We start from the raw sequence: 24,250 nt of genomic DNA on the forward strand, positions 1-24,250 counted from the left end.
CCGGCCTTCCAGCACTTCCGCCCGTGCCACGCCACCAATATTGGTCTGAGCCACTGGCGGCACGGACGCCACAGGCGGTGCGAGCGGCCTCGGCGGCACGAGCGGCACGGACGGCACGGGTGACACGCGCGGCACGGCGCGCCCAGGGGCGGTGCGCGCGGCATGGGGCAGCGGCGGCACGAGCGGTGCGCGCGCGGCACGGGCGCCACAGGCACCACGGGCGGCACAGGCACCACGGGCGCCACAGGCACCACGGGCGGCACGGGCGGCACGGGCGGCACGGGCGGCCGGTCGTAGACTTCGGCACCGTAGGACGTCCCCCTCGCCCCGCTCTTCGCCCCGGGAACCGCCATCCATCAGCTCGCCTCCCGCCTGCGCCGTCTGCCGCCGTCCTGTGGGCCGGTCCGGCTGATCGGTGTCGACGGACACGCGGGCTCGGGGAAGTCCACCCTGGCCGGAAGACTCGCCGAGGCTCTGGATGGCGCGCCGGTGCTGCGTCTCGACGACCTGGCGAGCCACGAGGAGCTGTTCAGCTGGACCGGGCGGCTGCGGAGCCAGGTCATCGAGCCGTTCGGCCGTGGCGAGACCGCGCACTACACCCCCTACGACTGGCGCGCCCGTCGCTTCGGCCCGCCGCGGCCGCTGCCCGCGGCCCCCGTCGTCCTGGTGGAGGGGGTCGGCGCGGGCCGCCGCGCCCTGCGGCCGTTCCTGGCGTGTCTGCTGTGGATGGACATGGCCGCCGAGGAGGCCTGGGCGCGCGGACGGTCCCGGGACGGGGAGGAGCAACGGGAGTTCTGGGACGGGTGGGTCGCGGCCGAGATCCGTCACTTCGCCGACGACCCTTCGCGCCCCCATGCCACCCTGCTGGTACGGCAGTTGAAGCAGGGGTACGAGGTGCTGCCGGGGCCCGTGGGAGACCTCGGACCCCACCCGGATATCACCCACCGTGACGGACCACCTGCGATGTGGTGAACGTGTGAAGAGCCCCGCGTTCGAACTTCGCCAACTGCTTCAACTGTGCTTGACCGACGGCCCGTACAGGACTTACGTTCTGAATGTGCGGCTATCACAGCCGCCCTCGGACGCGAAGCCCCCGGTTGTTCCCCCGTGATCGGGGGCTTCGTTCTGTCCTCATCCCGCCCGACGCCCGGTTTCCGGGCGCGCCGCGGCGCCGTTCGCTCACCCAGGGTCACCGCGCGCGATGCGCCCCGTCCGCTCCCACCTCGCCGAACGGCCTGTGCGCACCCTACGGCGAGCGGCTCCCACGCAGGTACGATGCCCTCGGTGCGACCTGGGCGACTGCCTCGCGCACCTTGCAACTCCGGTCCGCGGCACAGCGGTTCGACCAAGGCAGCCGAAGGGCGACGCCCGGCGGCACACCGACGGGGGCACGGTTTGTGGGGGACGTGATGGACTTCGGCACGCAGGGCCCCGACGCCCCGGCCGACCTCGCCTGGCTGCGAGGCGTGGACGCCTACACGATGGGCGCCTATCCGCAGGCGGAGGAGGAGTTCCGCACCGCGGTGCGGATCGATCCCGGGATGGCCGACGGCTGGCTCGGACTGCACGCTCTGCGCGTCGACACGACGACCGCGCTGCTCAGGATGTTCCGGCACCGCGATCGCTTCGGCGAGCAGCGGACCCGGCACCGCCGCACCCTCAACTCCTGGTACTGGCTGGGATGGTGGGTGCAGCCGGTGCTGGAGAGCCCGCGCGACCTGCTGCTGGCGCACGCCTCGCACTGGCTGGACGGCCGCCATGTGCCCGAACTGGACCGGGCGCTCGCCGGGCTGCCGCCCGTCGACACCGATCACCAGGTCCGCTTCCTGCACGCCTGCCGCGCCTATCTGGTCAAGGACTGGGAGCAGCTGGTCCGGCACACCGACCCGCTGCTCGACGACCCCCTGCTGGGTATCGAGGCCGGTCTGTTCGGCGGGATGGCCCGGGTCCGCCTGGAGATGTACGGACAGGCCGAGCCGCTGCTGTCGTCGGCCCTGATGCGCTGCCGCAGCGAGCAGCCGCAGCGCAAGGAGCTGCGGTACTGGCTGGCCCGGGCCCACGAGGGAACGGGCCGTTCGGCGGCGGCTCTCCCCCTGTACCGGGCGGTGCACCGCGTCGACGCCGCCTTCATGGACACCTCCGCCCGGCTCGCCGCGATCGCCGAGGGCGACGGATACGACGACCCCGCCGACTTCGCGGCGATCACGCTCACCGGGGTCGGGCAGGACATGGTGGACGGCCCCGACGGCTTCGACCCGCTGTTCGGCACCGAGGGCCGGGATCTGCGGCTCACCGAGCCCTCCGACCTGCCGCCCGTCGGCCCGCTGCCGTCGGTGACCGACCCGGCCGTGCGGGAGAGGAGCGTCGTCGCCTCGTCGCTGCCGGCCGGGCCCACCGATCCCGTGTTACTCGAGGAGGCGCTCGCCGAACTGGAGGGCATGGTCGGCCTGGAGCCGGTGAAACGGCAGGTCAAGGCCCTGTCCGCGCAGCTCAACATGGCGCGGCTGCGGACCGGCCAGGGCCTTCCGGTCCAGCCGCCGAAGCGCCACTTCGTCTTCTCGGGTCCGTCCGGCACCGGCAAGACCACGGTGGCCCGCATCCTCGGCCGGGTCTTCTACGCCCTCGGCCTGCTGGGCGGCGACCATCTCGTGGAGGCCCAGCGGGCCGACCTCGTCGGCGAGTACCTCGGCCAGACGGCCGTGAAGGCCAACGAGCTGATCGACTCCGCCCTCGGCGGCGTGCTCTTCGTCGACGAGGCGTACTCGCTCTCGAACTCCGGGTACGGCAAGGGCGACGCGTACGGCGACGAGGCGCTCCAGGTGCTGCTGAAGCGGGCCGAGGACAACCGGGACCACCTGGTGGTGATCCTGGCCGGCTATCCGGAGGGCATGGACCGCCTGCTGGCCGCGAACCCGGGGCTGTCCTCCCGCTTCACGACCCGTGTCGACTTCCCGTCCTACCGGCCCCTCGAGCTCACCTCCATCGGCGAGGTGCTGGCCGCGGAGAACGGCGACGTGTGGGACGAGGAGGCCCTGGACGAGCTGCGCTCCATCGCCGGGCACGTCGTGGACCAGGGATGGATCGACGAACTGGGCAACGGACGGTTCCTGCGCACCCTGTACGAGAAGAGCTGCGCCTACCGGGATCTTCGGCTGTCGACCTATCCGGGCGGGCTGACCCGGGACGACCTCGCGACCCTGCGTCTGCCGGATCTGATGCAGGCGTACGGGGAGGTGCTGTCGGGGAGGGGGCCGCAGGATCCGGCGGTGTGACGGATCCCGCGGCGCCGCTCAGCTCGCCAGCGCTTCCTCCGGGGACGGGGGTCCGCCCTGCTCCGGCGGAGCCGACACCTTGGGGGAACTCCCCGAACTCCCCCTCGGCTCCGTCAGCCGGATCCCGGAGACCTCCCGGTGCGCGGGGTCGGTGACCTCGCCCACCAGCAGCTCCAGTACGTCCTCCAGGGCGACCAGGCCGAGCACCCGGCCGGACGCGTCGGCCACCTGCGCCAGGTGGGTCGCCGCCCGGCGCATCACCGTCAGCGCGTCGTCCAGCGGCAGTTCGGAGCGGAGGGTCGTCATCGGCCGCCACACCTGCTGCGGCACCGCCCGCTCGGAGTCCTCCAGGTCGAGGACGTCCTTCACGTGCAGATAGCCCATGAAGGCGCCGTTCTCCGCGGCCACCGGGAAGCGGGAGTAGCCGGTGCGGGCGGTCAGTCCGACGATCTCCCCGGGGGTGACCGACGGGCTGACCGTCACGAGGGACTCGCGCTTCAGCAGTACGTCCGTCACCGGGCGGGAGCCCAGCTCCAGCGCGTCCTCCAGCCGTTCCTGCTCCTCGGGGTCGAGAAGGCCGGCCTGGCCGGAGTCCTCCAGCAGACGGTTCAGCTGCTCGCTGGTGACGACGGCCTCGACCTCGTCCTTGGGTTCGACGTGGAAGAGCCGCAGGATGCCGCGGGCGCAGGCGCCGAGGGCCACCGTGATCGGCCGGCAGACCCGGGCGAAGGCGACCAGGCCGGGACCGAGCCACAGCGCGGCCTTCTCGGGGGCGGCCATGGCGAGGTTCTTCGGGACCATCTCGCCGATGACGAGGTGGAAGAAGACCACGGCCGCGAGGGCCACCACATAGCCCAGCGGGTGGATCATGCCGTGCGGGAGGTGGACCGCCTCGAGGACCGGCTCCAGCAGGTGCGCGACCGTCGGTTCGGCGACCGCGCCCAGGGTGAGGGAGCAGACGGTGATGCCGAACTGGGCCGCCGCCATCATCTGGGGCAGGCGTTCCAGACCGTAGAGGACCTGACGGGCCCGTGCGGTGCCCAGTGGCTCGATCTGGCTGCGGCGGACGGAGACGAGCGCGAACTCGGCGCCGACGAAGAATCCGTTGGCGAGCACGAGCAGCGCGGCGAAGAGAAGCTGCAGGGCGCTCATCGGGCGACCTCCACGACCTGGCCGGTCCGCACCAGGCGGACCCGTTCGGCGCGGTAGTGGCCCACGCGGCGCACGGAGACCCGCCAGCCGGGCAGTTCGGCGCGGTCGCCGACGGCCGGGATCCGGCCGAGCAGGTCGGCGACCAGCCCGGCGACCGTCTCGTAGGGCCCCTCGGGGACCGTCAGGCCTATGCGCTGGAGGGTGTCGACACGGCAGCTGCCGTCCACGTCCCAGGCCGGCCTGCCCTCCTCGGGCGGGGCCGCGGCGAGTTCGGGCGTGTCCTGGCCGTCGTGCTCGTCACGGACCTCGCCGACGATCTCCTCGACGATGTCCTCGAGCGTGACCACACCGGCCGTGCCGCCGTACTCGTCGACGACGACGGCGATGGGCTGCTCACTGCGCAGGCGGGCCAGCAGGGGCTGGACCGGCAGGGTCTCCGGGACCAGCAGCGCGGGACGGGCGATACGGCCGAGCGGGGTACGCAGCCGGTCGTGGACGGGGATCGCCAGGGCGTCCTTGAGATGGACCATGCCGACGATCTCGTCGATCCTCTCGCGGTAGACGGGGAACCGGGACAGACCGGTGGCGCGGGTCAGGTTGACCACGTCCTCGGCGGTGGCCGAGGACTGCAGGGCGCTCACCTTCACCCGCGGGGTCATGACGTGCTGGGCGGTCAGCTCGGCCAGCGACAGGGTCCGGACGAAGAGGTCGGCCGTGTCCTGTTCGAGCGCCCCGGCCTGGGCCGAGTGACGGGCCAGCGAGACGAGTTCGCCGGGGGTCCGCGCGGAGGCCAGCTCCGCGGTGGGCTCGATGCCCAGGGCGCGCACCAGCCGGTTGGCGACGGTGTTGAGCGCCGCGATCACCGGCCGGAAGAGGCGGGAGAAGCCGGCCTGCGGGCCCGCGACGAAGCGCGCGACCTGGAGGGGCTTGGACACCGCCCAGTTCTTGGGCACGAGCTCGCCGATCACCATCTGCACGGCGGAGGCCAGCAGCATGCCGACGACCACGGCGACACCGGAGACGGCGCCCTCGGGGATGCCGATCACGGTGAACGGGCCGTGCAGCAGCTCGGCCAGCGCCGGTTCGGCGAGCATGCCGACGACGAGGGAGGTGATGGTGATGCCGAGCTGGGTGCCGGAGAGCTGGAAGGACAGTTCCTTCAGCGACTCGACGACCGTGCGGGCTCGTCTGTCGCCCTCGGCGGCGGCCTTCTCGGCGTCCGGCCGCTCGACCGTGATGAGGCCGAACTCGGCGGCGACGAAGAAGCCGTTGGCGAGGATGAGCAGGAACGCGGCTGCCAGGAGCAGCAACGGGGTGGTCATGATGCCGCCGCCTCCGAAAGAGGTCGGACAGGGGCGGCGCAGGTACTACAGGACGAACCGTCCATCGCCGGAGGGAGTCACTCCTCGGGTAGCAGGAACCCCTGTGCACCCGGCTGGGAGCCACAGGGGCGGAGGCGTCGGGGGGACGCCTCCGTCACCAGATTAATCAAGACACGGGCTTCAGCGGCAGGGTGGACGGCCCCGAGTCAGCCCTGATCTTGCTCTGTGGACTCCTCGGGGTCCCGGACGGACCGGGCTTCCGCGAGGGTCCGCAGGGTGCGCGCGTCGGCGATGGCCTGCTGCTTGTCGATGCCCGGCTGGATACCGAGGGCGGGCAGGCTGGTGCCGTCGCTGAGGTTGAGGAACACCCAGGGATCGCCCGGACGGAGGTTCACCTGGACGATCTCGGCCCAGTCCAGGCGCCGCCTGCTGGCGATGTTCACGACGGTGACACCGGAGTCGTCGGCGACGACCCGCACCCGGGCGAGCTGCGCCAGCACCCAGAAGATGAGGGCGCCGGTGAGGATGAAGCTGAGTCGCTCCCCCGGGCCGAGCTGCTCCAGCAGCATCGCCACGGCGGAGATGACGAGAAGGATCACCACTCCGGCCGTGAGCAGCACCACGCGGGTGCGTCCTGGCCGGAAGGTGACGGGGAGGTTCGGCAGGTCGGACATGTTCCCGGCTGAGGTCAGAGTCGGCAGGCGTGGATGGCCGTGGTCAGGATGGCGCGGGCGCCGATGTCGTAGAGGTCGTCCATGATCCGCTGGGCCTCCTTGGCCGGGACCATGGCGCGGACGGCGACCCAGCCCTCGTTGTGCAGCGGGGAGACGGTCGGCGACTCCAGACCCGGGGTCAGCGCGACGGCCTTCTCGAGCTGCTCGACCCGGCAGTCGTAGTCCATCATCACGTACGTCCGGGCGACCAGGACGCCCTGGAGGCGGCGCAGGAACTGCTGCACCTTGGGCTCCTCGACGTCGGCGCCGGTGCGCCGGATCACGATGGCCTCGGACTTCATGATGGGCTCGCCGAACACCTCGAGGCCCGCGTTGCGCAGGGAGGTGCCGGTCTCGACGACGTCGGCGATGACCTCGGCGACGCCCAGTTCGATCGCGGTCTCGACGGCGCCGTCGAGGTGGACGACGGAGGCGTCGACGCCCTGCTCGGCCAGGTGCTTGGCGACGATGCCCTCGTAGGAGGTGGCGACCGTCCGGCCCTGGAGGTCCTCGAGGCCGGCGGCCGTGCCCGGCTTGGCGGCGAAGCGGAAGGTGGAGCGGGCGAAGCCGAGCGGGAGGATCTCCTCGGCGTTGGCGCCGGAGTCGATCAGCAGGTCGCGGCCGGTGATGCCGATGTCGAGGCGCCCGGAGGAGACGTAGATCGCGATGTCCCGGGGGCGGAGGTAGAAGAACTCGACGTCGTTGACCGGGTCGACGATCCGCAGCTCCTTGGACTCGCGGCGCTGCTGGTAGCCGGCCTCATGCAGCATCTCCCCCGCGGGGCCTGACAGGGAACCCTTGTTGGGGACGGCGATGCGCAGCATGAGGTCGGCTTCCTTCGCGTGGAACGTGACGATCGGGACGGATGGGTGCGGTGGTGTCTGAAAAGTGATGTTTACAGGTGGGCGTACACGTCGTCCAGCGAGATTCCGCGGGCGACCATCATCACCTGGACGTGGTAGAGCAGCTGCGAGATCTCCTCGGCGGCTGCCTCCTTGCCTTCGTACTCGGCCGCCATCCAGACCTCTGCGGCCTCTTCGACGACCTTCTTGCCGATGGCATGGACGCCCTTCCCGACCAGTTCTGCGGTGCGGGAAGTGGCGGGGTCGCCGCTGGCGGCCTTCTGCTGGAGCTCGGTGAAGAGCTCCTCGAACGTCTTCTTGGACATGGTGATCCCACCCTAGCCGTTGTGCCGGCCTGCCTACCGCCAGGGTTCGGATACTGAGCGGAGGGTGGCCGCGGTGGCCACCGCCGCCGTCACCGCCTCGTGTCCCTTGTCCTCGTTGGAGCCCTCGAGGCCGGCCCGGTCCAGGGCCTGCTCCTCGGTGTCACAGGTGAGGACGCCCATGCCCACGGGCACGCCGGTCTCGACGGAGACCTGGGTGAGTCCCTGGGTGACGCCCTGGCACACGTACTCGAAGTGCGGGGTGCCGCCGCGGATGACGACGCCGAGGGCGACGATCGCGTCGTAGCCCCGCCCGGCCAGCACCTTGGCGACGACCGGGAGCTCCCAGCTGCCGGGGACCCTCAGCAGGGTCGGCTCGTCGATGCCGAGGTCGTGCAGGGCGCGCAGCGCGCCGTCGACCAGTCCGTCCATCACCTTCTCGTGCCACTGTGCCGCGATGACGGCGACCCGCAGGTCACCCACATTGCGTACGGACAGTTCCGGTGCGCCCTTGCCGCTCACGTCTCTCCTCTTGCCTTTCGTGCCTTGCCGACTCGCGTGGTGCGTTACTGGTTGCCGCAGGGGGACACGGGGGCCGTGTCCAGCCAGGGCAGGTCGTGTCCCATCCGGTCCCGCTTGGTGCGCAGGTAGCGGATGTTGTGCTCGCCCGCCTGTACGGGCATCGGCTCGCGCCGGGTGACCTCGATGCCGTGCCGGACGAGGGCGTCGGTCTTCTCGGGGTTGTTGGTCATCAGGCGCACACTGCGCACGCCGAGGTCGTCGAGGATCTGCGCGCCGGCCGCGTAGTCACGGGCGTCGGCGGGCAGGCCCAGCTCCAGGTTGGCGTCGAGGGTGTCGTGTCCCTGCTCCTGGAGCTCGTAGGCCCTCAGCTTGGACAGCAGACCGATGCCCCGGCCCTCGTGCCCGCGCAGATAGACCACCACGCCCCGGCCCTCGCTCTGGATGCGCTCCAGGGAGGTGTCGAGCTGGGGGCCGCAGTCGCAGCGCTGGGAGGCGAAGATGTCGCCGGTGAGGCACTCGGAGTGCACCCGGACGAGGACGTCCTCGCCGTCGCCGATCTCGCCGTGGACCAGGGCGACGTGTTCGACCCCGTCGACGGTGGAGCGGTAGCCGTACGCGGTGAAGGTGCCGTGGACGGTGGGCAGCCGGGTCTGCGCCTCGCGGCGGACGGTGGGCTCGGCGCTGCGGCGGTAGGCGATCAGGTCCTCGATGGAGATGATCGTCAGGCCGTGCTTGCGGGCGAACGGGATCAGTTCGGGCAGGCGGAGCATCCGGCCGTCCTCGCCGGCGATCTCGACGATCGCGCCGGCCGGGCGCAGCCCCGCGAGTCGGGCGAGGTCGACGGCCGCCTCGGTGTGGCCGTCGCGGGTCAGCACGCCGCCGGGCTTGGCGCGGAGCGGGAAGATGTGCCCCGGGCGGACGAAGTCGGCGGCCTCGGTGGTGCCGCTCGCCAGGAGCCGCAGCGTGGTGGCGCGGTCGGCGGCGGAGATGCCGGTGGTCACGCCGTGGGCGGCGGAGGCGTCGACGGAGACCGTGAACGCGGTCTTCATCGACTCGGTGTTGTCCTCGACCATCTGCGGGAGCTGCAGGCGCTCCAGTTCGTCGCCCTCCATGGGCGCGCAGATCAGGCCGCGGCACTCGCTCATCATGAAGGCGACGATCTCCGGGGTGGCCTTCTCCGCGGCGATCACGAGGTCTCCCTCGTTCTCGCGGTCCTCGTCGTCGACGACCACTACGGGGCGGCCGGCGGCGATGTCGGCGATGGCCCGCTCCACGGGGTCCAGCGCGAAGTCCTCGATGCCGTCCGTGCTGTAGAGGATCGGTGCGGTACTCATGCCGGCGCTCCTTCCAGAGCGGGTTGCGAGGCCTTGCGGGAGCGCAGCCACCAGTCGCGCATGCCCCACAGGACGAGCGCGCCGTAGATGACGTAGACGAAGCCGGAGAAGGCGTAGCCGTTGGCGAAGTTCAGGGGGACGCCGACGAGGTCGACGAGGAGCCAGGCGATCCAGAACTCGACCATGCCGCGCGCCTGGGCGTACATGGCCACGATGGTGCCGACGAAGATGTAGGCGTCCGGCCAGGGGTCCCAGGACAGGGACGGGTGGGCCTTGAAGAGCAGGGCCACCGCGACCGTGCCGACGGCGGCGGCGCCCACCATGGCCGCGCGCTCGATCCAGGTCGCGAAGCGGGGCGTGATCTGGCCGTCCTCGGACCGCCCCTTGCTGCGGTTCCACTGCCACCAGCCGTACAGGGCGACGACCATGACGACGACCTGCTTGCCGGCGCTGCCGGTCAGATGGCCGAAGAAGGCACCGAAGAGGACGAGCCCGGAGAGGAACTGCACCGGCCAGGTCCACAGCGAGCGGCGCCAGCCGAGGGCGAGGGTGATCAGGCCGAGGATGTTGCCGATCATGTCCGACCAGAGGATGTGCTGGTCGAGGAGGGTGAAGGCCTCGGAGTTCAGCGAGTTCACTGCGCCGCTCCCCGGGTGGTGGCGAGCAGGCGCTCGACGTACTTGGCGACGATGTCCACCTCGAGGTTGACCGGGTCGCCGGCCTGCTTGAGGCCGAGCGTGGTCAGGGCGAGGGTGGTGGGGATGAGGCTGACGGTGAAGAAGTCGGGGCCGGCCTCGACGACCGTGAGGCTGATGCCGTCGACGGTGATCGAGCCCTTCTCCACGACGTACCGGGCGAGGTCGGCGGGGAGGGAGATCTTGACGATCTCCCAGTTCTCGGAGGGCTTGCGCTCCAACACCGCGCCGGTGCCGTCGACATGACCCTGCACGATGTGCCCGCCGAGGCGGTCGCCGACGGCGGTGGGGCGTTCGAGGTTGACGCGGGAGCCGACGCCGAGTGCTCCGAGGCTGGAGCGGTTCAGGGTCTCCGCCATGACGTCGGCGGTGAACTCGTCGCCCTCGTGCTCGACGACGGTGAGACAGACCCCGTTCACGGCGATGGAGTCGCCGTGCTTCGCGCCGTCGGTCACGACGGGGCCGCGCAGCCGGAAGCGGGAGGCGTCGCCGAGATTCTCGACGGCGGTGACCTCACCCAGCTCTTCGACGATTCCGGTGAACACTTCCCGGGTCCTCCTGCCTCTTCGGGCACGGACTCCGGGGCCTGTCGATGACGACAGAAGGTACGGGCAACGACACCGGGGGCGACGCCGGACAGACTCGTCCGCGGACGAGTACGTATACGGCGGCGCGCACGAATGCCCGCCCGCCGCGCACTGCCTCCCATCCGGACTTTAACCGTCGGTCCAGGAATTTCACCTGGTCAACCGGCCGCTGGAAGCGACCGGGTCGCGGACTGTAACCGCCGGTTCGGACTTTCACCGACCCCGGAGTGCGCTGCTTTGGTTTACAGGGCCAGTGTGCCACGCCGGGTAGGCGTCCATACAGGTGAAAGATGTGGGGTGGCTCACAGGTCGTCAATTCGGGTTGCGCCCGGCCCGATTCGAGGACCGTCCCGGCCCGGACCGGGATTGGTCCATACCTATTGACGTACTGGTCTAGTCCTTTCTAGGGTCGGCGGAGTACGGCCCGGCGGCGGTGACGACGGCCCTTGCCCGCCGCCGGGTCCCCTCGCCCCGGCCGATCGCCTCGCGTTGCGGCGGGCCGTCCCCCGCCGTGAGCCGCGGGACATGCGAGCCGAGGCCGACCCGGACAAGCTTGACCCGACGGAGGGCGCTCCGGCGGGGAGCGCCCGGTGTCCGAAGGGACGGAACGGTATGACCACGATCCTCGTGACCGGCGGCACGGGAACCCTGGGCCGGCTCGTCACCGAACGGCTGCGCTCGGGCGGGCACGAGCTGCGGGTGCTGAGCCGGCACGCCCAGCCGTACGCCGTCGACCTGCGCGCGGGCGGGCCGGAACTGGACGCGGCCGTCGCGGGCGTGGACACGATCGTGCACTGCGCGACCACGCCGCGCGGAGACGACGTGCAGGCGGCCGCGAACCTGATCGCCGCGGCCCGGCAGGCCGGGGTGGCCCACCTGGTCTACATCTCGATCGTCGGCGTCGACCGGGTGCCGTTCGGCTACTACAAGGCCAAGCTCGCCGTGGAGGAGCTGCTGGCGGAGTCGGGGCTCGGCTGGACGGTGCTGCGGGCGACCCAGTTCCACGACCTGCTGGTCCAGCTCTTCCAGGGGCTGGCCAAGGTACCGGTGATGATGCTGCCGGCCGGGGTGAGCGACCAGCCGGTGGAGGCCGCCGAGGTCGCCGACCGGCTCGCGGAGCTGGCCGCGGGCGCGCCGGCCGGCCGGGTGGACGACATGGGCGGCCCCGAGGTCCGCTCCTTCGAGTCGCTGGCCCGCGCGTTCCTGAAGGCGAGCGGCCGGCGGTGCGCGGTGGTGAACGTACCGCTGTGGGGCGCGGCCTACCGGGGCTTCCGCGAGGGCGGCCACCTGGCCCCGGAACGAGCGGTGGGCAAGGGCACCTTCGAGGACTACCTGGCGACGCGCATCCGCCGTTAGGCCCCGGACACGACCTGGTGCGTCTCGGCCCTGTGCGCCGTCGCGAACAACTCCTCCTGGGCGGCGTCACGAGCCGTCAGCAGGGCCCCGCGCAGCACCGCCCCGCCGCCCAGGGCACTGGCGCGCACCTCCGTGGGCAGCGGCGCCATCTGCCGGAGCCTGCGCGCCACGCGGCTCGCGAGCACCTCCCCGCCGGCCTGTCCGACCTCTCCGCCGAGGACCACACAGCCGGGGTCGAGGACGGCGACGACCGAGGCGGCGCCGAGGGCGAGCCGGTCGGCCAGGGCGTCCAGGAAACCGGCGGTGGCCCCGGTGTCCGGCGCGTCCACCGCCGCTCGCACCAGCGCCGCCGCCACCGGCTCGTCGGACCGGGCGCGCGCCGTCAGCCCGTACCGGCCCGCCAGGACGGCGATCGCCGCCGAACCGGCCAGTGAGTGGAAGCCGCCCTCGCAGTCCGTCGCCGAGGGCAGGCCGTCGGTGCCGGGCACCGGCAGGAAGCCGATCTCGCCGGTGCCGCCGGAGGCCCCGCGGCGCAGTGCGCCGTCCAGGACGACGGCCGCACCGGTGCCGTGTCCCAGCCACAGCAGGACGAAGGTGTCGCGGTCCCGGGCGGCACCCTCGCGCTGTTCGGCCAGGGCGGCGAGGTTGGTCTCGTTCTCGACGTGCGCGTGCGCGGCCGGGAAGCGTTCCTGCAGCGCGGCCACCAGCCGGCGGTGCCACTCGGGCAGACCGCTGGAGTCGCGCAGTTCGCCGCTGGCGGGGTCGATCAGCCCGGGTGCGCCGATGCCGAGGGTGTGCAGCCGCCCCCACACCCGTTCGCCCTCGCGCGGGGGCGCCGCCGCGGCCTCGGCCTCCTTCGCCGCCCGCTCGACCAGCGAGACCGCCTGTTCCACGGCCGTCCCGGTACCCGTGTCGCCGCCGATCGGCACGGACGCCTCGGCGAGCACCCGGCCGACCAGGTCCGAGACGAGCACCGTGACCCCCTCGGTGCGCACGTCCAGCGCGGCCAGGTGGGCGAGGTCGGCGACGATGCCGTAGAGCTTGGCGTTCGGCCCGCGGCGCTGCTCGCCCGCCTCCCCGACCACCTCGATCAGACCGGAGGCGGTGAGGCGTTCGACCAGGTCGGCGACCGACGGGCGGGACAGGCCGGTGAGCTGCTTCAACTGCCCTGCCGTCAACGGGCCTTCGTGCTGGAGCAGCCGGAGGGCGAGCCGGTCGTTGATGGCCCGGGCGGTGCTCGGAGATGCGGGCATGGCGGGAATCCTCCCATGGCCGAGGGGCCTGGGTCGGCGGTCGCCGACCCTTGCTCTCTATTTATCAGGCAGGGTTCCTGATAGTTTACGCAGGCATCGCGACGGCGCGGCGCGGATCCGGAAGGGACGGGAGAATGAGCGGAGTGGACGAAGTGATCCACGCACCCTCGGAGGTCCGGCGCGCCCGGTACGCCGTGGCGGCCGTGTTCGCCGTGCACGGCGCGGTCACCGGCTCGTTCGCCACCCGCGTGCCGTGGATCCAGGACCACGCCGACGTGTCCACCGGACAGCTCGGGTTCGCGCTCGCCTTCACGGCGTTCGGCGCCGCCTGCGCGATGCCGGTGGCCGGCTCGATCACCCATCGCTTCGGCAGCCGCGCGGCCCTGCGCGGGCTCCTCGTGCTGTGGACGCTGTCGCTGACGCTGCCCGCCCTCGCCCCGAACCTGCTGACGCTCTGTCTGGCGATGTTCGCGTACGGCGCGAGCGCGGGCATGGCCGACGTCGCGATGAACGCCCTGGGCGTCGAGGTGGAGCGGCTGCTCGACAGATCGATCATGTCGGGACTGCACGGCATGTGGAGCGCGGGCGCCCTGATCGGTTCGGCGGGCGGAACGCTCGCCGCGCACCTCGGTGCGGACGCGCGCGTGCACCATGTGCTGGCGGCGGCCGTCCTCACCCTGCTCGGCCTGCTGGCCTGCCGCTGGGTGCTGGACCTGCGGCCCGCCGAGGACGAGGAGCCGCCCCCGCGGTTCACGCTGCCGCCCCGCTCGGCGCTGCTGATCGGCGCGGTCGGCTTCTGCGCGGTGTTCGCGGAGGGCGCCAGCCTGGACTGGTCGGCCGTCTATCTGCGCGACCAGCTCGGCTCGTCGGCCGGGGCGGCGGCGGCCTGTACGACCGGCTTCATGTTCACGATGGCGGTGGCCCGGATCGTGGGCGACGCGGTGGTGAACCGGTTCGGCGCGGTGCGTACCGTCCGGGCGGGCGGTGTCCTCGCCGCGCTGGGCGGGCTGCTGATCGTCGTCGCGGGGCATCCGGCGGTGGCGATGGGCGGGTTCGGGCTGATGGGGCTGGGCATCGCGGTCGTCGTACCGCTGTGCTTCGCGGCGGCCGGGCACAGCGGACCGAACCCCAGCCAGGCCATCGCGGGCGTCGCGACGATCACCTACACCTCGGGCCTGATCGCCCCGAGCCTGATCGGCGGGGTGGCCCAGGCGACCAGCCTGGTGGTGTCCTTCGTGGTGGTGACGGTCCTGGCGTGCGGGCTCGTGCTGTTCGCGGGTGTGCTGCGGGGCGGCGAGCGGATCGGTGCGAAGGTCAGTCCGCAGGCCGCAGCAGTGCCCGGCCCCCGGCCCTGAAGGCGTCGCTCCACGGCGTGGGCCGCATCGTGGCCGCGTCGAGTCGCACCAGGACGCGGGTGCCCCGCGCGTACGTCGTGACCCCGTCCGCCGAGCAGAACCGGAAGCCGTAGGTCAGTCCCGTGGTACCGAGCCGGTCCAGCCAGAGGTGGACGGCGTAGGTGCCGGTTCGGGTGACCGGGGCCTCGTAGCCGATCAGCAGTTCCTTGACCACGTTGCAGGCGTCCCCGGCGCTGGCCCAGTCGCCCTCGAAGCGGACCCCGTTGTCCTGCCAGAACTCGGTCCAGGCCCGCTCGACGAGCAGCGGGTAGCGGGCGTTGTGCAGCATGCCCAGTGCGTCCAGGTCGTCGAAGTGGACGGTCACGGGGATGAGCCGGCCGTACGACACGACGGGGGCGCTCGGGGCTTCGGCGGTCACGGCGGGGACTCCTGTGCGGGTGCGAGGTGCGTGTACGAGGAAAGCACCCTCATCGTACGGGGTCACTAAGCGGTCGCTCACCCTCCGGTTTCACGTGAGAATGGTCCGGACACCCGCACCCCCAGGAAGGCGAACCCGCACCATGGATCTTGGCGTCCGCTGGAAACTGCACGGCGACGGACGCACCCCGGCGCCCGGCGCCGTGGTCCGACCCGACGAGCGGCTCTCCTGGCCCCGCACGGTGGGGCTCGGCGCCCAGCACGTGGTGGCGATGTTCGGGGCCTCTTTCGTCGCACCCGTCCTCATGGGTCTCGACCCCAACCTCGCCATCATGATGTCCGGCGTCGCGACCGTGATCTTCCTGCTCGCCACCCGTGGCCGGGTGCCCAGCTACCTCGGGTGCTCGCTGTCCTTCGTGGGCGTGGCCGCGGTCATCCGCGCGCAGGGCGGGACGAGCGCCACGGTCACCGGCGCCGTGTTCGTCGTCGGGGTCGCGCTGTTCCTCGTCGGACTGGCCGTACAGCGGTTCGGGGCCCGGATCATCCACGCCGCGATGCCGCCGATCGTGACGGGCGCGGTCGTGATGCTCATCGGCTTCAACCTCGCCCCGGTCACCGCCACCACCTACTGGCCGCAGGACCAGTGGACGGCGCTGCTGGTCATGGCGTTCACCGGGATGGCGGTGGTCTGCCTGCGCGGTTTCTGGTCCCGCATCGCGATCTTCCTCGGCCTCGTCTTCGGGTACGGCATCTCGTGGGCGTTCGACCGGATCTTCGGCCGGATCCACTCCGCGGACGCGAGCGGCGAGGTCACCGACCACTGGCGGCTCGACCTGTCCGGGGTCGGTCACGCCGACTGGATCGGGCTGCCGTCCTTCCACGGCCCGTCCTTCGAATGGTCGGCGATCCTCGTGGCACTCCCCGTCGTCATCGCCCTGGTCGCGGAGAACGCCGGGCACGTCAAGGCGGTCGGCGAGATGACCGGCGACAGCCTGGACGACCGGCTCGGTACGGCGATCGCCGCCGACGGCGTCGGCTCGATGCTGTCCACGGCGGTGGGCGGCCCGCCCAACACCACCTACTCCGAGAACATCGGCGTGATGGCCGCGACCCGGGTCTACTCGACGGCCGCCTACTGGGCCGCCGCCGGGTTCGCCCTGCTCTTCGGCCTGTGCCCGAAGTTCGGCGCGATCGTCGCCGCGATCCCCGGCGGCGTCCTCGGCGGCATCACCGTCATCCTCTACGGCATGATCGGCCTGCTCGGCGCGCAGATCTGGATCAACGCCGGTGTAGACCTGCGCAATCCGCTGAACCTGGTGCCGGCCGCGGCGGGCATCATCATCGGCATCGGCAACGTCACGCTGGAGTTCACCGACACCTTCTCGCTGAGCGGTATCGCGCTCGGCACGGTCGTCGTCATCACGGGCTACCACGCGCTGCGCGCGTTCGCGCCCGCGCATCTCAAGACGCAGGAACCCCTGCTGGACGAGGGCACCAGCAGCTACGACGAGGCCAGTTCGTAGGCGTACGACGGGCTGAACTCGCCGGCCGCGCCCTTGCAGCCGTCCGACTCCCCCGGCAGCTTCACCCACAGGTAGGCGTCGATCCGGGCCTCGCCGGTCCGGAAGGTGGGGGCCCGGCCGATGCTCCGGCCGTCCGGGTCGCACCACTCGCCGTCGGTGGGCGCGCCGTTGCCGTTGCGGCTGGTGTCGATGACGGCGCCCAGGCCGGGCGGGCCGCCGAGGGCGTCCAGGACCCGGCGGTCGTAGGCCGCCTCGTCCGCCGTGCCGTGGAAGTTGGAGACGTTGCTGAAGATCCCGTCGGAGGAGGCGGCCGAGGCGGCACCGGCCTGTTTCAGCAGCGCGGCCTGCTCGGCCGGGCCGTTCCAGCCGGAGTGCCCTGCGTCGTAGTAGACGCGCGCCTTCGGGTTAGCCGCCTTCAGCACGCGTCCCGCGCGGGCCAGCGCCGCGAGACGGCCGGCCCGCCCGGTCTCGTCGAGGCAGTCGGTCTGGGCTATCGAGTCGGGCTCCAGGACGACGACGACCTCCCCGGAGCCGAGCCCGGCGGCGAACGCGTCGATCCAGCCCGCGTAGGCGTCGAGGTCCGGCGCCCCGCCCTCGGAGGCGCCGCCGCAGTCGCGGTCCGGGATCGCGTAGGCCACGAGGACGGGCACCCGGCCCTGCCGGGCGGCGCCCGCCGTCACCGCGCGGACCCGCGAGGCGATGGTGCCGGGGGCGTACTCGGTGAACCACACGGCCGCCGGCCGGCTCGCGATCCGGGACTCGATGACGGAGGTGCGCGGATCCGCCGGATGGGCGCGGACCCAGTCGAGAACCTGGGACTCGGGGTGCCGGTAGAGGCTCGTGGTCACGGCGGCGCCCTGCGGCTTTCGCACGGTACGGCTCGGCGAGGGCGTCGGCCGCACGGTCGGGGCGGAGGCCGTCGGGGACCCGGAGGGGGACGGCGGCATCGCGTCCGAGGGGGCCAGGAGGGTCGCGCTCACCTTCGGACGGGCCCGGTCCGTGCCGCGTCGGCCGTCGCCGTCGTCCCCGTCGCCGAGTGCGGTCGACAGCCCGGCCGCGGTGCCCAGGGCCACCACCACCGAGGCGGCGGCGACCATGGCACCGCGCCGTCCGGACCGTCGCTCACGTACGCCTCGCACCGTGCTGTTCCCCTCCCGTGCGACGGGCTCGTTCCCCCGTTCCGGGGAAGCGTCGGGCCCGCCGACACGCGGGCCAGCCTAGGACTGTCACCCTGCCCCCATGCCGCAATTGGAACAGTTCACCGCTTCCGTCGGGACAGGCCCCGACACGGACCGCACCGGTGTCGACGACGTGCTCGCCCGGATGCGCGCCCTCGACACGGACCTGCCCCCCGGGGACGGCATCGCGGTCTTCAACCGCGTCTACCTCGCGGTGACTCAGGAGGTCGACCGGCGCATCGACACCGGCCGGTTCCCGGACGCACGGGCCGCGACCACGCTGGACGTCCGGTTCGCGAAGCGCTACCTGGACGCGGTGGACCCGGGGCCGGCCGACCGGCGGCCACCGGCCTGCTGGCGGCCGCTGATCCAGTTCCGCCGCCATCCCGGCGTACGCCCGCTGCAGTTCGCGCTCGCGGGCATCAACGCGCACATCGGGCACGACCTCGCGCTCGCCGTGGTGGACGCCTGTCGTAGCCTCGGCTGCGAACCGGCCGAGCTGGAGGACGAGTTCGACCGCGTGGGCGAGGTACTCGGCTCACTGGAGGAACGCATCCGCGAAGAGCTGATGCCGGGCCCCGACCTGCTGCAGATCGCCGACCCGCTCACCCATCTGCTCGGCTCCTGGAGCCTGGACCGCGCCCGGGACGCCACCTGGACGGCGGCCCGGGCGCTGTGGGCGCTGCGCCGGCTTCCGGGCGTGGCCGAGGAGTTCACCGAGCGCCTCGACACGGCCGTCGGATTCGCGGGCCGCATGATGCTCACCCCGCTGTCGGACCGCACACCGCTGTCGGGCCTCCTGCGGTGAGACCTCGCGCCGCGGGTCCTCGTGCGGTGCGACCTGGTGCGGTGAGACCTCGTGCCGCGCGGACTCAGTCCTCCGGGAGTTCCACCGGCGCGATCTCGTCGTACACGTCACCCGGGCCCGGGTTGCTCGTGTCGGTCGTCCCGCCGAAGTGGTGCATGACGCCCCAGACCGCGTTCAGCGCGGTCTGCACGGCGCCCTCGGCCCAGCCCGCGGTCCAGGAGATGTCGTCGCCGGCGAGGAAGACGCCCCGCTTGTCCTCGGGCAGCCGGTCCTGCATGAAGTGGGTGAACAGGCGCCGCTGGTAGCGGTAGTGGCCGGGCAGGTTGGCCTTGAACGCGCCCATGAAATAGGGCTCGTTCTCCCAGGAGACCGTCACCGGGTTGCCGATGATGTGCTTCCTGATGTCGACGTTCGGGTAGATCTCGCCGAGCGACTTCAGCATGACCTCCATCCGCTCGTTCGCCGACAGCGGCAGCCACTTCAGGCTGTCGTCGCACCAGGTGTACGAGAGGCAGATGACGGCGGGCTTGTCCGGACCGTCGTCGAGGAGGTAGGTGCCGCGCGTCATACGGTCGGTGAGCGTCATCGACATGACGTCCCGGCCGGTCGGCACTCCCTTGTCGTCGACGGCCTTGTCGAGCCAGAACGGCCGGTCGACCGGCACGAACAGCTTGCTGGACTCCATGTAGTGGGTGCGCTCGATCGCCGTCCAGTGGTCGATCGGGAAGAGCGAGTCGTCACAGGCGATCTTCGACAGCAGCATCCAGGACTGCGCGGTGAAGATCGCCGCCCGGTAGGTGCGGATGTCGCCGTTCGCGTCCGTCACGGTGATCCCGTTGCCCGCGGTGCGGTGCAGCCGGGTCACGGCCGGGCGGGGCTCGCCGCCCTCGTGCAGGCTCGCCAGCGAGGTGCCGTACGCCCAGTGGACGGTCTTCTCCGGCTCGCGCTCCCAGAGGCGCAGCGGCAGCTGCTGAGAGCCGCCGACGATGCCGCGGTGGTGGTCGTCGGCCTCGGTGTAGACGACCCGCAGGATCTCCAGGATGGAGTTCGGGAAGTCCGTGTCCCAGCCGCCGGTGCCGAAGCCGACCTGGCCGAAGATCTCGCGGTGCCGGAAGGACCTGAAGGCCTCGGAGTCGCAGAGGAAGCCGTAGAAGGTCTGGTTGTCGAGCTTCTCGACCAGCTTCGCCCAGATCTCGCGGATGCGCGGCACGTCCCGCTCGCGCATGGCCTGGTTCATGTCGGAGAAGTCGGCCCCCTCCTCGAGGCACTTGTTCCAGGCGGCCGCGACATCGCGGTAGACCTGCGGCAGGTCCTCGACCGTCTCGGCGTAGTGCGACTCGCCCTTGAGGTCGACGACCGTCGACGGGGTCGTCTCCGCGAGCGGGTTGGGGAAGGGCCGGGTCTCCAGTCCCACCAGGTCGATGTAGTGCTGGAGCGCCGTGGAGGACGGCGGGAAGCGCATCGCGCCCATCTCGGCGGTGAGGGAGGGGTCGCAGCCGTCGAAGCCGACGGTACGCAGTCGGCCACCGATCCGGTCGGCCTCGTAGACGACCGGCTTGAGGCCCATCTTCATCAGCTCGTACGCGGCCACGATGCCGGACAGTCCGCCGCCGATGACGGCGACCTCGGTGCCGTGCTCGGTCGCGGGGATCTGGCCGAGGCCCGCCGGGTGGGCGAGGAAGTCGTCGTACGCGTAGGGGAAGTCCGGGCCGAACATGGTGATCGGCGGCTGCTGCTCGTCTGCGTGCTCGACGGCGTTGGGCACGGTGGACGTCATGGGGTACGGACTCCTTGCGCGTGGTGACTCGGGGGGAGGCTCAGGGGGTGACGGGTGCGGGGGGTGCGGTCCGGGTTCAGACCAGGGACCCGTAGAGGCCGGGGCGGCGGTCCTTCAGGTACGGGTTCGCCTCGCGGGACGCGGCCAGGGCGACCGGATCGGCGTCGGCGAACACCAGCTCCTCGCCGCGTCCGGCGCGGGTGCGGGCGACTCCGTCGGGACCGGCGAGTGTGGAGAGACCGACGAACTCGAACTCGCCCTCCTGGCCGACCCGGTTGACGTACGCCACGTACATCTGGTTCTCGAAGGCGCGCACCGGGATCACCGACTCGGCGACGAACTGGAAGGGGTGCATCTGCGCGGTGGGCACGACGAGGAGGTCGGTGCCGGCGAGGGCGTGGGCGCGGACGTTCTCCGGGAACTCGACGTCGTAGCAGATCATGAGGCCGACGGTGAGGCCGTTCAGTTCGGCCTGGACGACCGGCTGCCCGCCCGGTGTGAAGTGGTCGCGCTCGAAGCAGCCGAAGAGGTGGGTCTTGCGGTAGTTCGCGAGCCGGGTGCCGTCGGCGGAGATCAGCTGCGCGGAGTTGTACACGGCCTCGGAGGCGTGCTCCGGGTAGCCGTACGCGATCGCGAGGCCGTGCCGGCCGGCGATCTCGGCGACGGTGTCCGCGGAGTCCCCGTCGGCGGGCTCGGCGAGGCGGGCGATGTCGTCGCCGATCGCGTATCCGGTGAGGAACATCTCCGGCGCGACGAGCAGCCCGGCGCCCGCGGCGGCGGCCCGGTCCGCGGCCTCGTCGAGGACCTTCAGGTTCTCGACGACGGAGCCGGGGCGGCCGGAGCTCTGGAGCAGGGCGGTGCGCATGCGTGATCCTCACCGGGCGAAAGGGTGGTTGTGGGGGCCATCTAGACGGTACGGGCGCGCACCCGGGCCGGACAAGAAGGAGCCGTTGCGCGCCGGGGAGCGGAACGTTGCGTGCGCGGACCGCCGGGCGGCGATTCGTTGCGCGTCCTCACTCGCCCCTCCCCGCTCCCCGCTCGCCCCCGCCCCTCACTCGTCCCTCCCCCGGGCCGCCGTCGACATCGTCAGCGCCGTCAGCAGGTACGGCACCGCGCACAGGGCGAAGACGACGCCGTGCGGGAACGCCGAGCCGAGGGCGCCGTACGCGCCGTACACCGCGATGGTCACCACCTCGGTGCCGAGGCCGGCGACCGAGGTGAGGGTGGCCCGGCCGGTGCCCTCGATGCGCTGCTGGAGCCGGACGTCGGCCAGCACGGTCGCCAGCTGGAAGCCGCCGAAGGCGAGGGCCACGAGGGCGATGCCGGCCGGCGTGCCGCTGATCCCTCCGAGGGCGAGGGCGAGCGCGGAGAGCGCGAGCAGCACGGCGAATCCCCCGCGGCCCAGGCGCTCGGCGGGTCCGGCCAGCAGGCTTCCGGCGGTGACGCCGGCCCAGATCAGCACCAGCAGATGGGGGACGTTCGCCTCCGGTACGCCCGTCTCCCTGACCAGCAGGGGTGTGTACTCGTCGAGGGCGCCCCACACCGCCGTCACGGCCGGGACGAGCAGCAGGGCACCGCGCACGGAGCGGTCGCGGCGGACGCCGGCCGCTCCGGCCCGCAAGGTCGCGGCCCCGCCGGCGCCGTGGTCCGCCGGCCGCCGGTGCTCGCGGAAGCGGGTCGCCGTCGCGGCGCAGAGCAGACACGCCAGCACGCTGGCCGCGCCGACGGCCGGGTATCCGCCGACCGCGAAGACCGGCCCGGCCAGTCCCGTCGCCGCCATCACGGCCAGCTGGCCCACCGCGTGCGCGCGGCCCATGAGCCGGGCGTACCGGTCCGCGGCGCCGGCCCGGTCCAGCTCCTCGTAGACCAGTGCCTCCAGCGCGCCGGAGCCCAGCGCGCCGCGCGCACCCCACAGGACGAAGCCGGCCGCGAAGGCCCAGTACGACGGGAAGAGCACCCACAGGGCGAAGCCGGCCGCGCCCAGCAGCGGGCCGATCCACAGCAGCAGCCGTCGGGAGACGGCGTCCGCCCAGGCGCCCGAGGGCACCTCCAGCAGGACGCCGGTCAGCGACCACAGGACGAAAAGGGAGGAGATCTGGCCGACGGACAGGCCGCTGTCCGAGAACAGCAGCGCGTACACCGGGTAGAGCAGCACGAACTCGTCGAGGAACGCGTACGCGTACAGCGTGGCGGTCAGTCGACGGACGTCGGGGCCGGTCGTGGATCAATGTCGCCAGGTCATGTCACCGATGGTAGTCAGTTCACCCGCCGCCGCCCACCGGTTTTGCGATGGCCTCGACGGGGGCGGCCTCGACGGGGGCGGCCTCGGGGACGGTGACCGCGAAGGTGGTGATCACCGCGGCGTGGTCGGAGGGCCAGTCGTTGTCCTCGACGTCCGGCCACGGCCGGGGGCTGCCGGTGACGTGGGTCCGGGAGTCGAGCACCCTGAGGCCCCGGTGGAGCACGAAGTCGATCCGGTCCTGCGGTTCCGGGCGGCCGCCGCCGTCCTCGTGCTCGGCGTGGACCGGGGACCAGGTGTGCCCGGGTTCCCGTACCGGATCGGGGTGCGCCTCGCGGTAGGAGTCGGCGAAGCCCGCCTCCTCGGCGGCCCTCGTCACCGGCCACGCGACGTCCGGCCGGTCCAGGTGGGAGGGGCTGTTGAAGTCGCCGACGAGGACGACGGGCCCGCCGGGGCCGGGTCCGATCCTGCGCAGTGCGTCCCTCAGCCGCGTGAGCCGCGCCCCCTCGTGGGCGACCAGGGTGTCCGCGGCGAGCCCGTCGAAGGCGGCCTCGTAGGGCCCGTACGGCGCACAGTCCAGGTGGGCCGTCCACACGTCGACCTCGACGGCGCCCCCGCCCTCGCCCTCGCCCTCGTCGGCGCCGACGCCGACGCCGACGCCGACGGCGATCCGGACGCCCGCCGCGCCGTAGAAGCCCACCTCGGGGTCGCCGAGGGCGGCCGTGATCGGGTGGCGGCTGATGATCCCGAGGTTCTCCCCGGCGCGGTGGTGGTACCAGCCGAGGGCCTCGGCGAGCTCCTCGGCGGCGGTGCCGTACGTCTCCTGGAGGCCGACCACGTCCACGTCGGTCTCGGTGAGGACCTTGAGCTGCTTGGCCCGGTGGTCGCGGACCTTCGTGCCGCCGTACCAGAGATTCCAGCTCATGACGCGGAGCCGGTGCGGCAGCAGGGAGCGCAGCCGCCCGGGGGTGACGCCCTCCAGACCGGGCACGACGGTCCGGCCCGGCGCCGTCCCGATCGGCGCGAGCGACGGCACCGCCAGCACCGTGCACCCGGCAGCCTCGGCGGAGGTCACGCCGGTCTCGGTGTCCTCTACGGCCACACAGGCCGCCGGGTCGACGCCGAGGGCGTGGCAGGCGGCGAGGTAGGGGTCGGGGGCGGGCTTGGTGTGCTCGGTGTCGTCGGCGGTGACGGTGACGGCGAAGCGGCTCGCGCCGAGCGCGTCGAGCACCGTGTCGGCGACCGCCCGCGGTGACGCGGTCACCAGCGCCGTCGGCACGCCCTCCCGGGCCAGGGCGTCGAGCAGGGCGAGTGCGCCGGGGCGCGGCACGATGTCGGCGCGGACCCGGTCCGCGAACTCCCGGTGGAGCGCCTCGGCGAGCCCCGGCGCCGGCCGGCCCGTGGTGACGGCCAGCCAGTGGGCGGTGTGCTCGACGGGACGGCCGAGCACCTCCGGCCGGTCCCCCTCGGTCAGTGGCCGGCCGGCCACCCCTTCCACCGCCTCCCACCACAGCCGCTCGGTGTCGACGAGCGTGCCGTCCATGTCGAACAGGACGGCCTGGAGAGGGAGTTGCGTCACGGT

General features: G+C 72.3%; 22 protein-coding genes and 1 riboswitch. Of the genes, 6 read left to right on the plus strand and 16 right to left on the minus strand.

Features of this window, described 5'->3' with window-relative positions:
- Window positions 1–351 precede the first annotated feature (351 nt).
- Together ASD48_RS40020 and ASD48_RS40025 are read left to right on the plus strand one after the other, a co-directional pair.
- Window positions 352–972 (plus strand): hypothetical protein, encoded by a 621-nt coding sequence (locus ASD48_RS40020; RefSeq protein WP_079074258.1) that lies wholly within the window; start codon window positions 352–354, stop codon window positions 970–972.
- Window positions 973–1,409: 437 nt separating this feature from the next.
- The gene (locus tag ASD48_RS40025) at window positions 1,410–3,272 is read left to right on the plus strand and encodes an AAA family ATPase (protein ID WP_057606851.1); all 1,863 of its coding nucleotides are present in this window, start codon (window positions 1,410–1,412) and stop codon (window positions 3,270–3,272) included.
- A gap of 18 nt (window positions 3,273–3,290) precedes the next feature.
- Here the strand turns inward: ASD48_RS40025 and ASD48_RS40030 are convergent, their stop codons facing one another.
- From ASD48_RS40030 to ASD48_RS40070, 9 genes are all read right to left on the minus strand, one after another.
- A complete protein-coding gene (locus tag ASD48_RS40030) occupies window positions 3,291–4,424 on the minus strand; it encodes a hemolysin family protein (protein WP_057606852.1) in 1,134 nt (377 codons plus the stop codon).
- Window positions 4,421–5,746 carry a hemolysin family protein gene (locus ASD48_RS40035; RefSeq protein ID WP_057606853.1) on the minus strand — a complete coding sequence of 442 codons (1,326 nt, stop codon included), beginning with the start codon at window positions 5,744–5,746 and terminating at the stop codon, window positions 4,421–4,423. The genes ASD48_RS40030 and ASD48_RS40035 overlap by 4 nt, the downstream gene beginning before the upstream one ends.
- Before the next feature lie 206 nt (window positions 5,747–5,952).
- Complete coding sequence (locus ASD48_RS40040; RefSeq protein ID WP_057606854.1) at window positions 5,953–6,420, minus strand: PH domain-containing protein; 468 nt, start codon at window positions 6,418–6,420, stop codon at window positions 5,953–5,955.
- A 14-nt stretch (window positions 6,421–6,434) separates the two neighbouring features.
- Window positions 6,435–7,283 (minus strand): ATP phosphoribosyltransferase, encoded by an 849-nt coding sequence (gene hisG / locus ASD48_RS40045; RefSeq protein ID WP_057606855.1) that lies wholly within the window; start codon window positions 7,281–7,283, stop codon window positions 6,435–6,437.
- 71 nt (window positions 7,284–7,354) lie between these two features.
- The gene (locus ASD48_RS40050) at window positions 7,355–7,627 is read right to left on the minus strand and encodes a phosphoribosyl-ATP diphosphatase (RefSeq protein WP_054239553.1); all 273 of its coding nucleotides are present in this window, start codon (window positions 7,625–7,627) and stop codon (window positions 7,355–7,357) included.
- Window positions 7,628–7,660: 33 nt separating this feature from the next.
- Window positions 7,661–8,146: a 6,7-dimethyl-8-ribityllumazine synthase gene (gene ribH / locus ASD48_RS40055; protein WP_020128903.1), complete on the minus strand. Its 486-nt coding sequence runs from the start codon at window positions 8,144–8,146 to the stop codon at window positions 7,661–7,663.
- A gap of 44 nt (window positions 8,147–8,190) precedes the next feature.
- The gene (locus ASD48_RS40060) at window positions 8,191–9,480 is read right to left on the minus strand and encodes a bifunctional 3,4-dihydroxy-2-butanone-4-phosphate synthase/GTP cyclohydrolase II (protein ID WP_057606856.1); all 1,290 of its coding nucleotides are present in this window, start codon (window positions 9,478–9,480) and stop codon (window positions 8,191–8,193) included.
- Window positions 9,477–10,118, minus strand: coding sequence for a nicotinamide riboside transporter PnuC (gene pnuC, locus ASD48_RS40065; protein WP_020128901.1), 642 nt, complete (start codon window positions 10,116–10,118; stop codon window positions 9,477–9,479). Before pnuC ends, ASD48_RS40060 begins: the two co-directional genes overlap by 4 nt.
- The gene (locus ASD48_RS40070; protein WP_057606857.1) at window positions 10,115–10,720 is read right to left on the minus strand and encodes a riboflavin synthase; all 606 of its coding nucleotides are present in this window, start codon (window positions 10,718–10,720) and stop codon (window positions 10,115–10,117) included. The genes pnuC and ASD48_RS40070 overlap by 4 nt, the downstream gene beginning before the upstream one ends.
- Before the next feature lie 146 nt (window positions 10,721–10,866).
- Window positions 10,867–10,997: riboswitch (FMN riboswitch) on the minus strand.
- 377 nt (window positions 10,998–11,374) lie between these two features.
- Here ASD48_RS40070 and ASD48_RS40075 point away from each other — a divergent pair.
- Window positions 11,375–12,118 carry an NAD(P)H-binding protein gene (locus ASD48_RS40075; protein WP_057606858.1) on the plus strand — a complete coding sequence of 248 codons (744 nt, stop codon included), beginning with the start codon at window positions 11,375–11,377 and terminating at the stop codon, window positions 12,116–12,118.
- Here the strand turns inward: ASD48_RS40075 and ASD48_RS40080 are convergent.
- The gene (locus ASD48_RS40080; protein WP_057606859.1) at window positions 12,115–13,371 is read right to left on the minus strand and encodes an ROK family transcriptional regulator; all 1,257 of its coding nucleotides are present in this window, start codon (window positions 13,369–13,371) and stop codon (window positions 12,115–12,117) included. The genes ASD48_RS40075 and ASD48_RS40080 overlap by 4 nt on opposite strands.
- A 134-nt stretch (window positions 13,372–13,505) precedes the next feature.
- Between ASD48_RS40080 and ASD48_RS40085 the strand changes: the two genes are divergently transcribed.
- The gene (locus ASD48_RS40085; protein ID WP_107104516.1) at window positions 13,506–14,726 is read left to right on the plus strand and encodes an MFS transporter; all 1,221 of its coding nucleotides are present in this window, start codon (window positions 13,506–13,508) and stop codon (window positions 14,724–14,726) included.
- Here the strand turns inward: ASD48_RS40085 and ASD48_RS40090 are convergent.
- Window positions 14,686–15,144 (minus strand): thioesterase family protein, encoded by a 459-nt coding sequence (locus ASD48_RS40090; protein ID WP_057606861.1) that lies wholly within the window; start codon window positions 15,142–15,144, stop codon window positions 14,686–14,688. The two genes, ASD48_RS40085 and ASD48_RS40090, sit on opposite strands and share 41 nt — an antisense overlap.
- Before the next feature lie 142 nt (window positions 15,145–15,286).
- On the opposite strand from ASD48_RS40090, the gene ASD48_RS40095 reads away from it, so the two are divergent.
- Entirely contained in the window at window positions 15,287–16,666 is a 1,380-nt protein-coding gene (locus tag ASD48_RS40095; RefSeq protein ID WP_057606862.1) for a solute carrier family 23 protein, read from the plus strand.
- Here the strand turns inward: ASD48_RS40095 and ASD48_RS40100 are convergent.
- The gene (locus ASD48_RS40100; RefSeq protein WP_057606863.1) at window positions 16,645–17,763 is read right to left on the minus strand and encodes a glycoside hydrolase family 6 protein; all 1,119 of its coding nucleotides are present in this window, start codon (window positions 17,761–17,763) and stop codon (window positions 16,645–16,647) included. The genes ASD48_RS40095 and ASD48_RS40100 overlap by 22 nt on opposite strands.
- A gap of 142 nt (window positions 17,764–17,905) precedes the next feature.
- Here ASD48_RS40100 and ASD48_RS40105 point away from each other — a divergent pair, with 142 nt between their 5' ends.
- On the plus strand, window positions 17,906–18,652 hold the full coding sequence (locus ASD48_RS40105; RefSeq protein WP_242432871.1) for a DUF5995 family protein: 747 nt from the start codon (window positions 17,906–17,908) through the stop codon (window positions 18,650–18,652).
- Between the two features lie 64 nt (window positions 18,653–18,716).
- Here the strand turns inward: ASD48_RS40105 and ASD48_RS40110 are convergent, their stop codons facing one another.
- The 4 genes from ASD48_RS40110 to ASD48_RS40125 all read right to left on the minus strand — a co-directional run bounded on the left by ASD48_RS40110 (window position 18,717) and on the right by ASD48_RS40125 (window position 24,247).
- A complete protein-coding gene (locus ASD48_RS40110; RefSeq protein ID WP_057606864.1) occupies window positions 18,717–20,429 on the minus strand; it encodes an NAD(P)/FAD-dependent oxidoreductase in 1,713 nt (570 codons plus the stop codon).
- Between the two features lie 76 nt (window positions 20,430–20,505).
- Window positions 20,506–21,294 carry a carbon-nitrogen hydrolase family protein gene (locus ASD48_RS40115; protein WP_057606865.1) on the minus strand — a complete coding sequence of 263 codons (789 nt, stop codon included), beginning with the start codon at window positions 21,292–21,294 and terminating at the stop codon, window positions 20,506–20,508.
- A gap of 186 nt (window positions 21,295–21,480) precedes the next feature.
- Entirely contained in the window at window positions 21,481–22,584 is a 1,104-nt protein-coding gene (locus ASD48_RS40120) for an MFS transporter (RefSeq protein WP_242432872.1), read from the minus strand.
- Window positions 22,585–22,690: 106 nt separating this feature from the next.
- Complete coding sequence (locus ASD48_RS40125; protein WP_057606868.1) at window positions 22,691–24,247, minus strand: HAD-IA family hydrolase; 1,557 nt, start codon at window positions 24,245–24,247, stop codon at window positions 22,691–22,693.
- Window positions 24,248–24,250: the final 3 nt, after the last annotated feature.

This window comes from Streptomyces sp. Root1310 (assembly GCF_001426425.1).
Lineage (GTDB): Bacteria > Actinomycetota > Actinomycetes > Streptomycetales > Streptomycetaceae > Streptomyces.

What these genes read in the sequence shown, in the direction of transcription:
- ASD48_RS40115 (WP_057606865.1), bottom strand. Translation starts at nt 21,294, where the DNA reads ATGCGCACCGCCCTGCTCCAGAGCTCCGGCCGCCCCGGCTCCGTCGTC.
- ASD48_RS40060 (WP_057606856.1), bottom strand. Translation starts at nt 9,480, where the DNA reads ATGAGTACCGCACCGATCCTCTACAGCACGGACGGCATCGAGGACTTC.
- ASD48_RS40110 (WP_057606864.1), bottom strand. Translation starts at nt 20,429, where the DNA reads ATGACGTCCACCGTGCCCAACGCCGTCGAGCACGCAGACGAGCAGCAG.
- ASD48_RS40080 (WP_057606859.1), bottom strand. Translation starts at nt 13,371, where the DNA reads ATGCCCGCATCTCCGAGCACCGCCCGGGCCATCAACGACCGGCTCGCC.
- ASD48_RS40025 (WP_057606851.1), top strand. Translation starts at nt 1,410, where the DNA reads ATGGACTTCGGCACGCAGGGCCCCGACGCCCCGGCCGACCTCGCCTGG.
- ASD48_RS40050 (WP_054239553.1), bottom strand. Translation starts at nt 7,627, where the DNA reads ATGTCCAAGAAGACGTTCGAGGAGCTCTTCACCGAGCTCCAGCAGAAG.
- ASD48_RS40095 (WP_057606862.1), top strand. Translation starts at nt 15,287, where the DNA reads ATGGATCTTGGCGTCCGCTGGAAACTGCACGGCGACGGACGCACCCCG.
- ASD48_RS40085 (WP_107104516.1), top strand. Translation starts at nt 13,506, where the DNA reads ATGAGCGGAGTGGACGAAGTGATCCACGCACCCTCGGAGGTCCGGCGC.
- ASD48_RS40100 (WP_057606863.1), bottom strand. Translation starts at nt 17,763, where the DNA reads ATGGTCGCCGCCGCCTCGGTGGTGGTGGCCCTGGGCACCGCGGCCGGG.
- hisG (WP_057606855.1), bottom strand. Translation starts at nt 7,283, where the DNA reads ATGCTGCGCATCGCCGTCCCCAACAAGGGTTCCCTGTCAGGCCCCGCG.
- ASD48_RS40105 (WP_242432871.1), top strand. Translation starts at nt 17,906, where the DNA reads ATGCCGCAATTGGAACAGTTCACCGCTTCCGTCGGGACAGGCCCCGAC.
- ASD48_RS40075 (WP_057606858.1), top strand. Translation starts at nt 11,375, where the DNA reads ATGACCACGATCCTCGTGACCGGCGGCACGGGAACCCTGGGCCGGCTC.
- ASD48_RS40035 (WP_057606853.1), bottom strand. Translation starts at nt 5,746, where the DNA reads ATGACCACCCCGTTGCTGCTCCTGGCAGCCGCGTTCCTGCTCATCCTC.
- ASD48_RS40030 (WP_057606852.1), bottom strand. Translation starts at nt 4,424, where the DNA reads ATGAGCGCCCTGCAGCTTCTCTTCGCCGCGCTGCTCGTGCTCGCCAAC.
- ASD48_RS40040 (WP_057606854.1), bottom strand. Translation starts at nt 6,420, where the DNA reads ATGTCCGACCTGCCGAACCTCCCCGTCACCTTCCGGCCAGGACGCACC.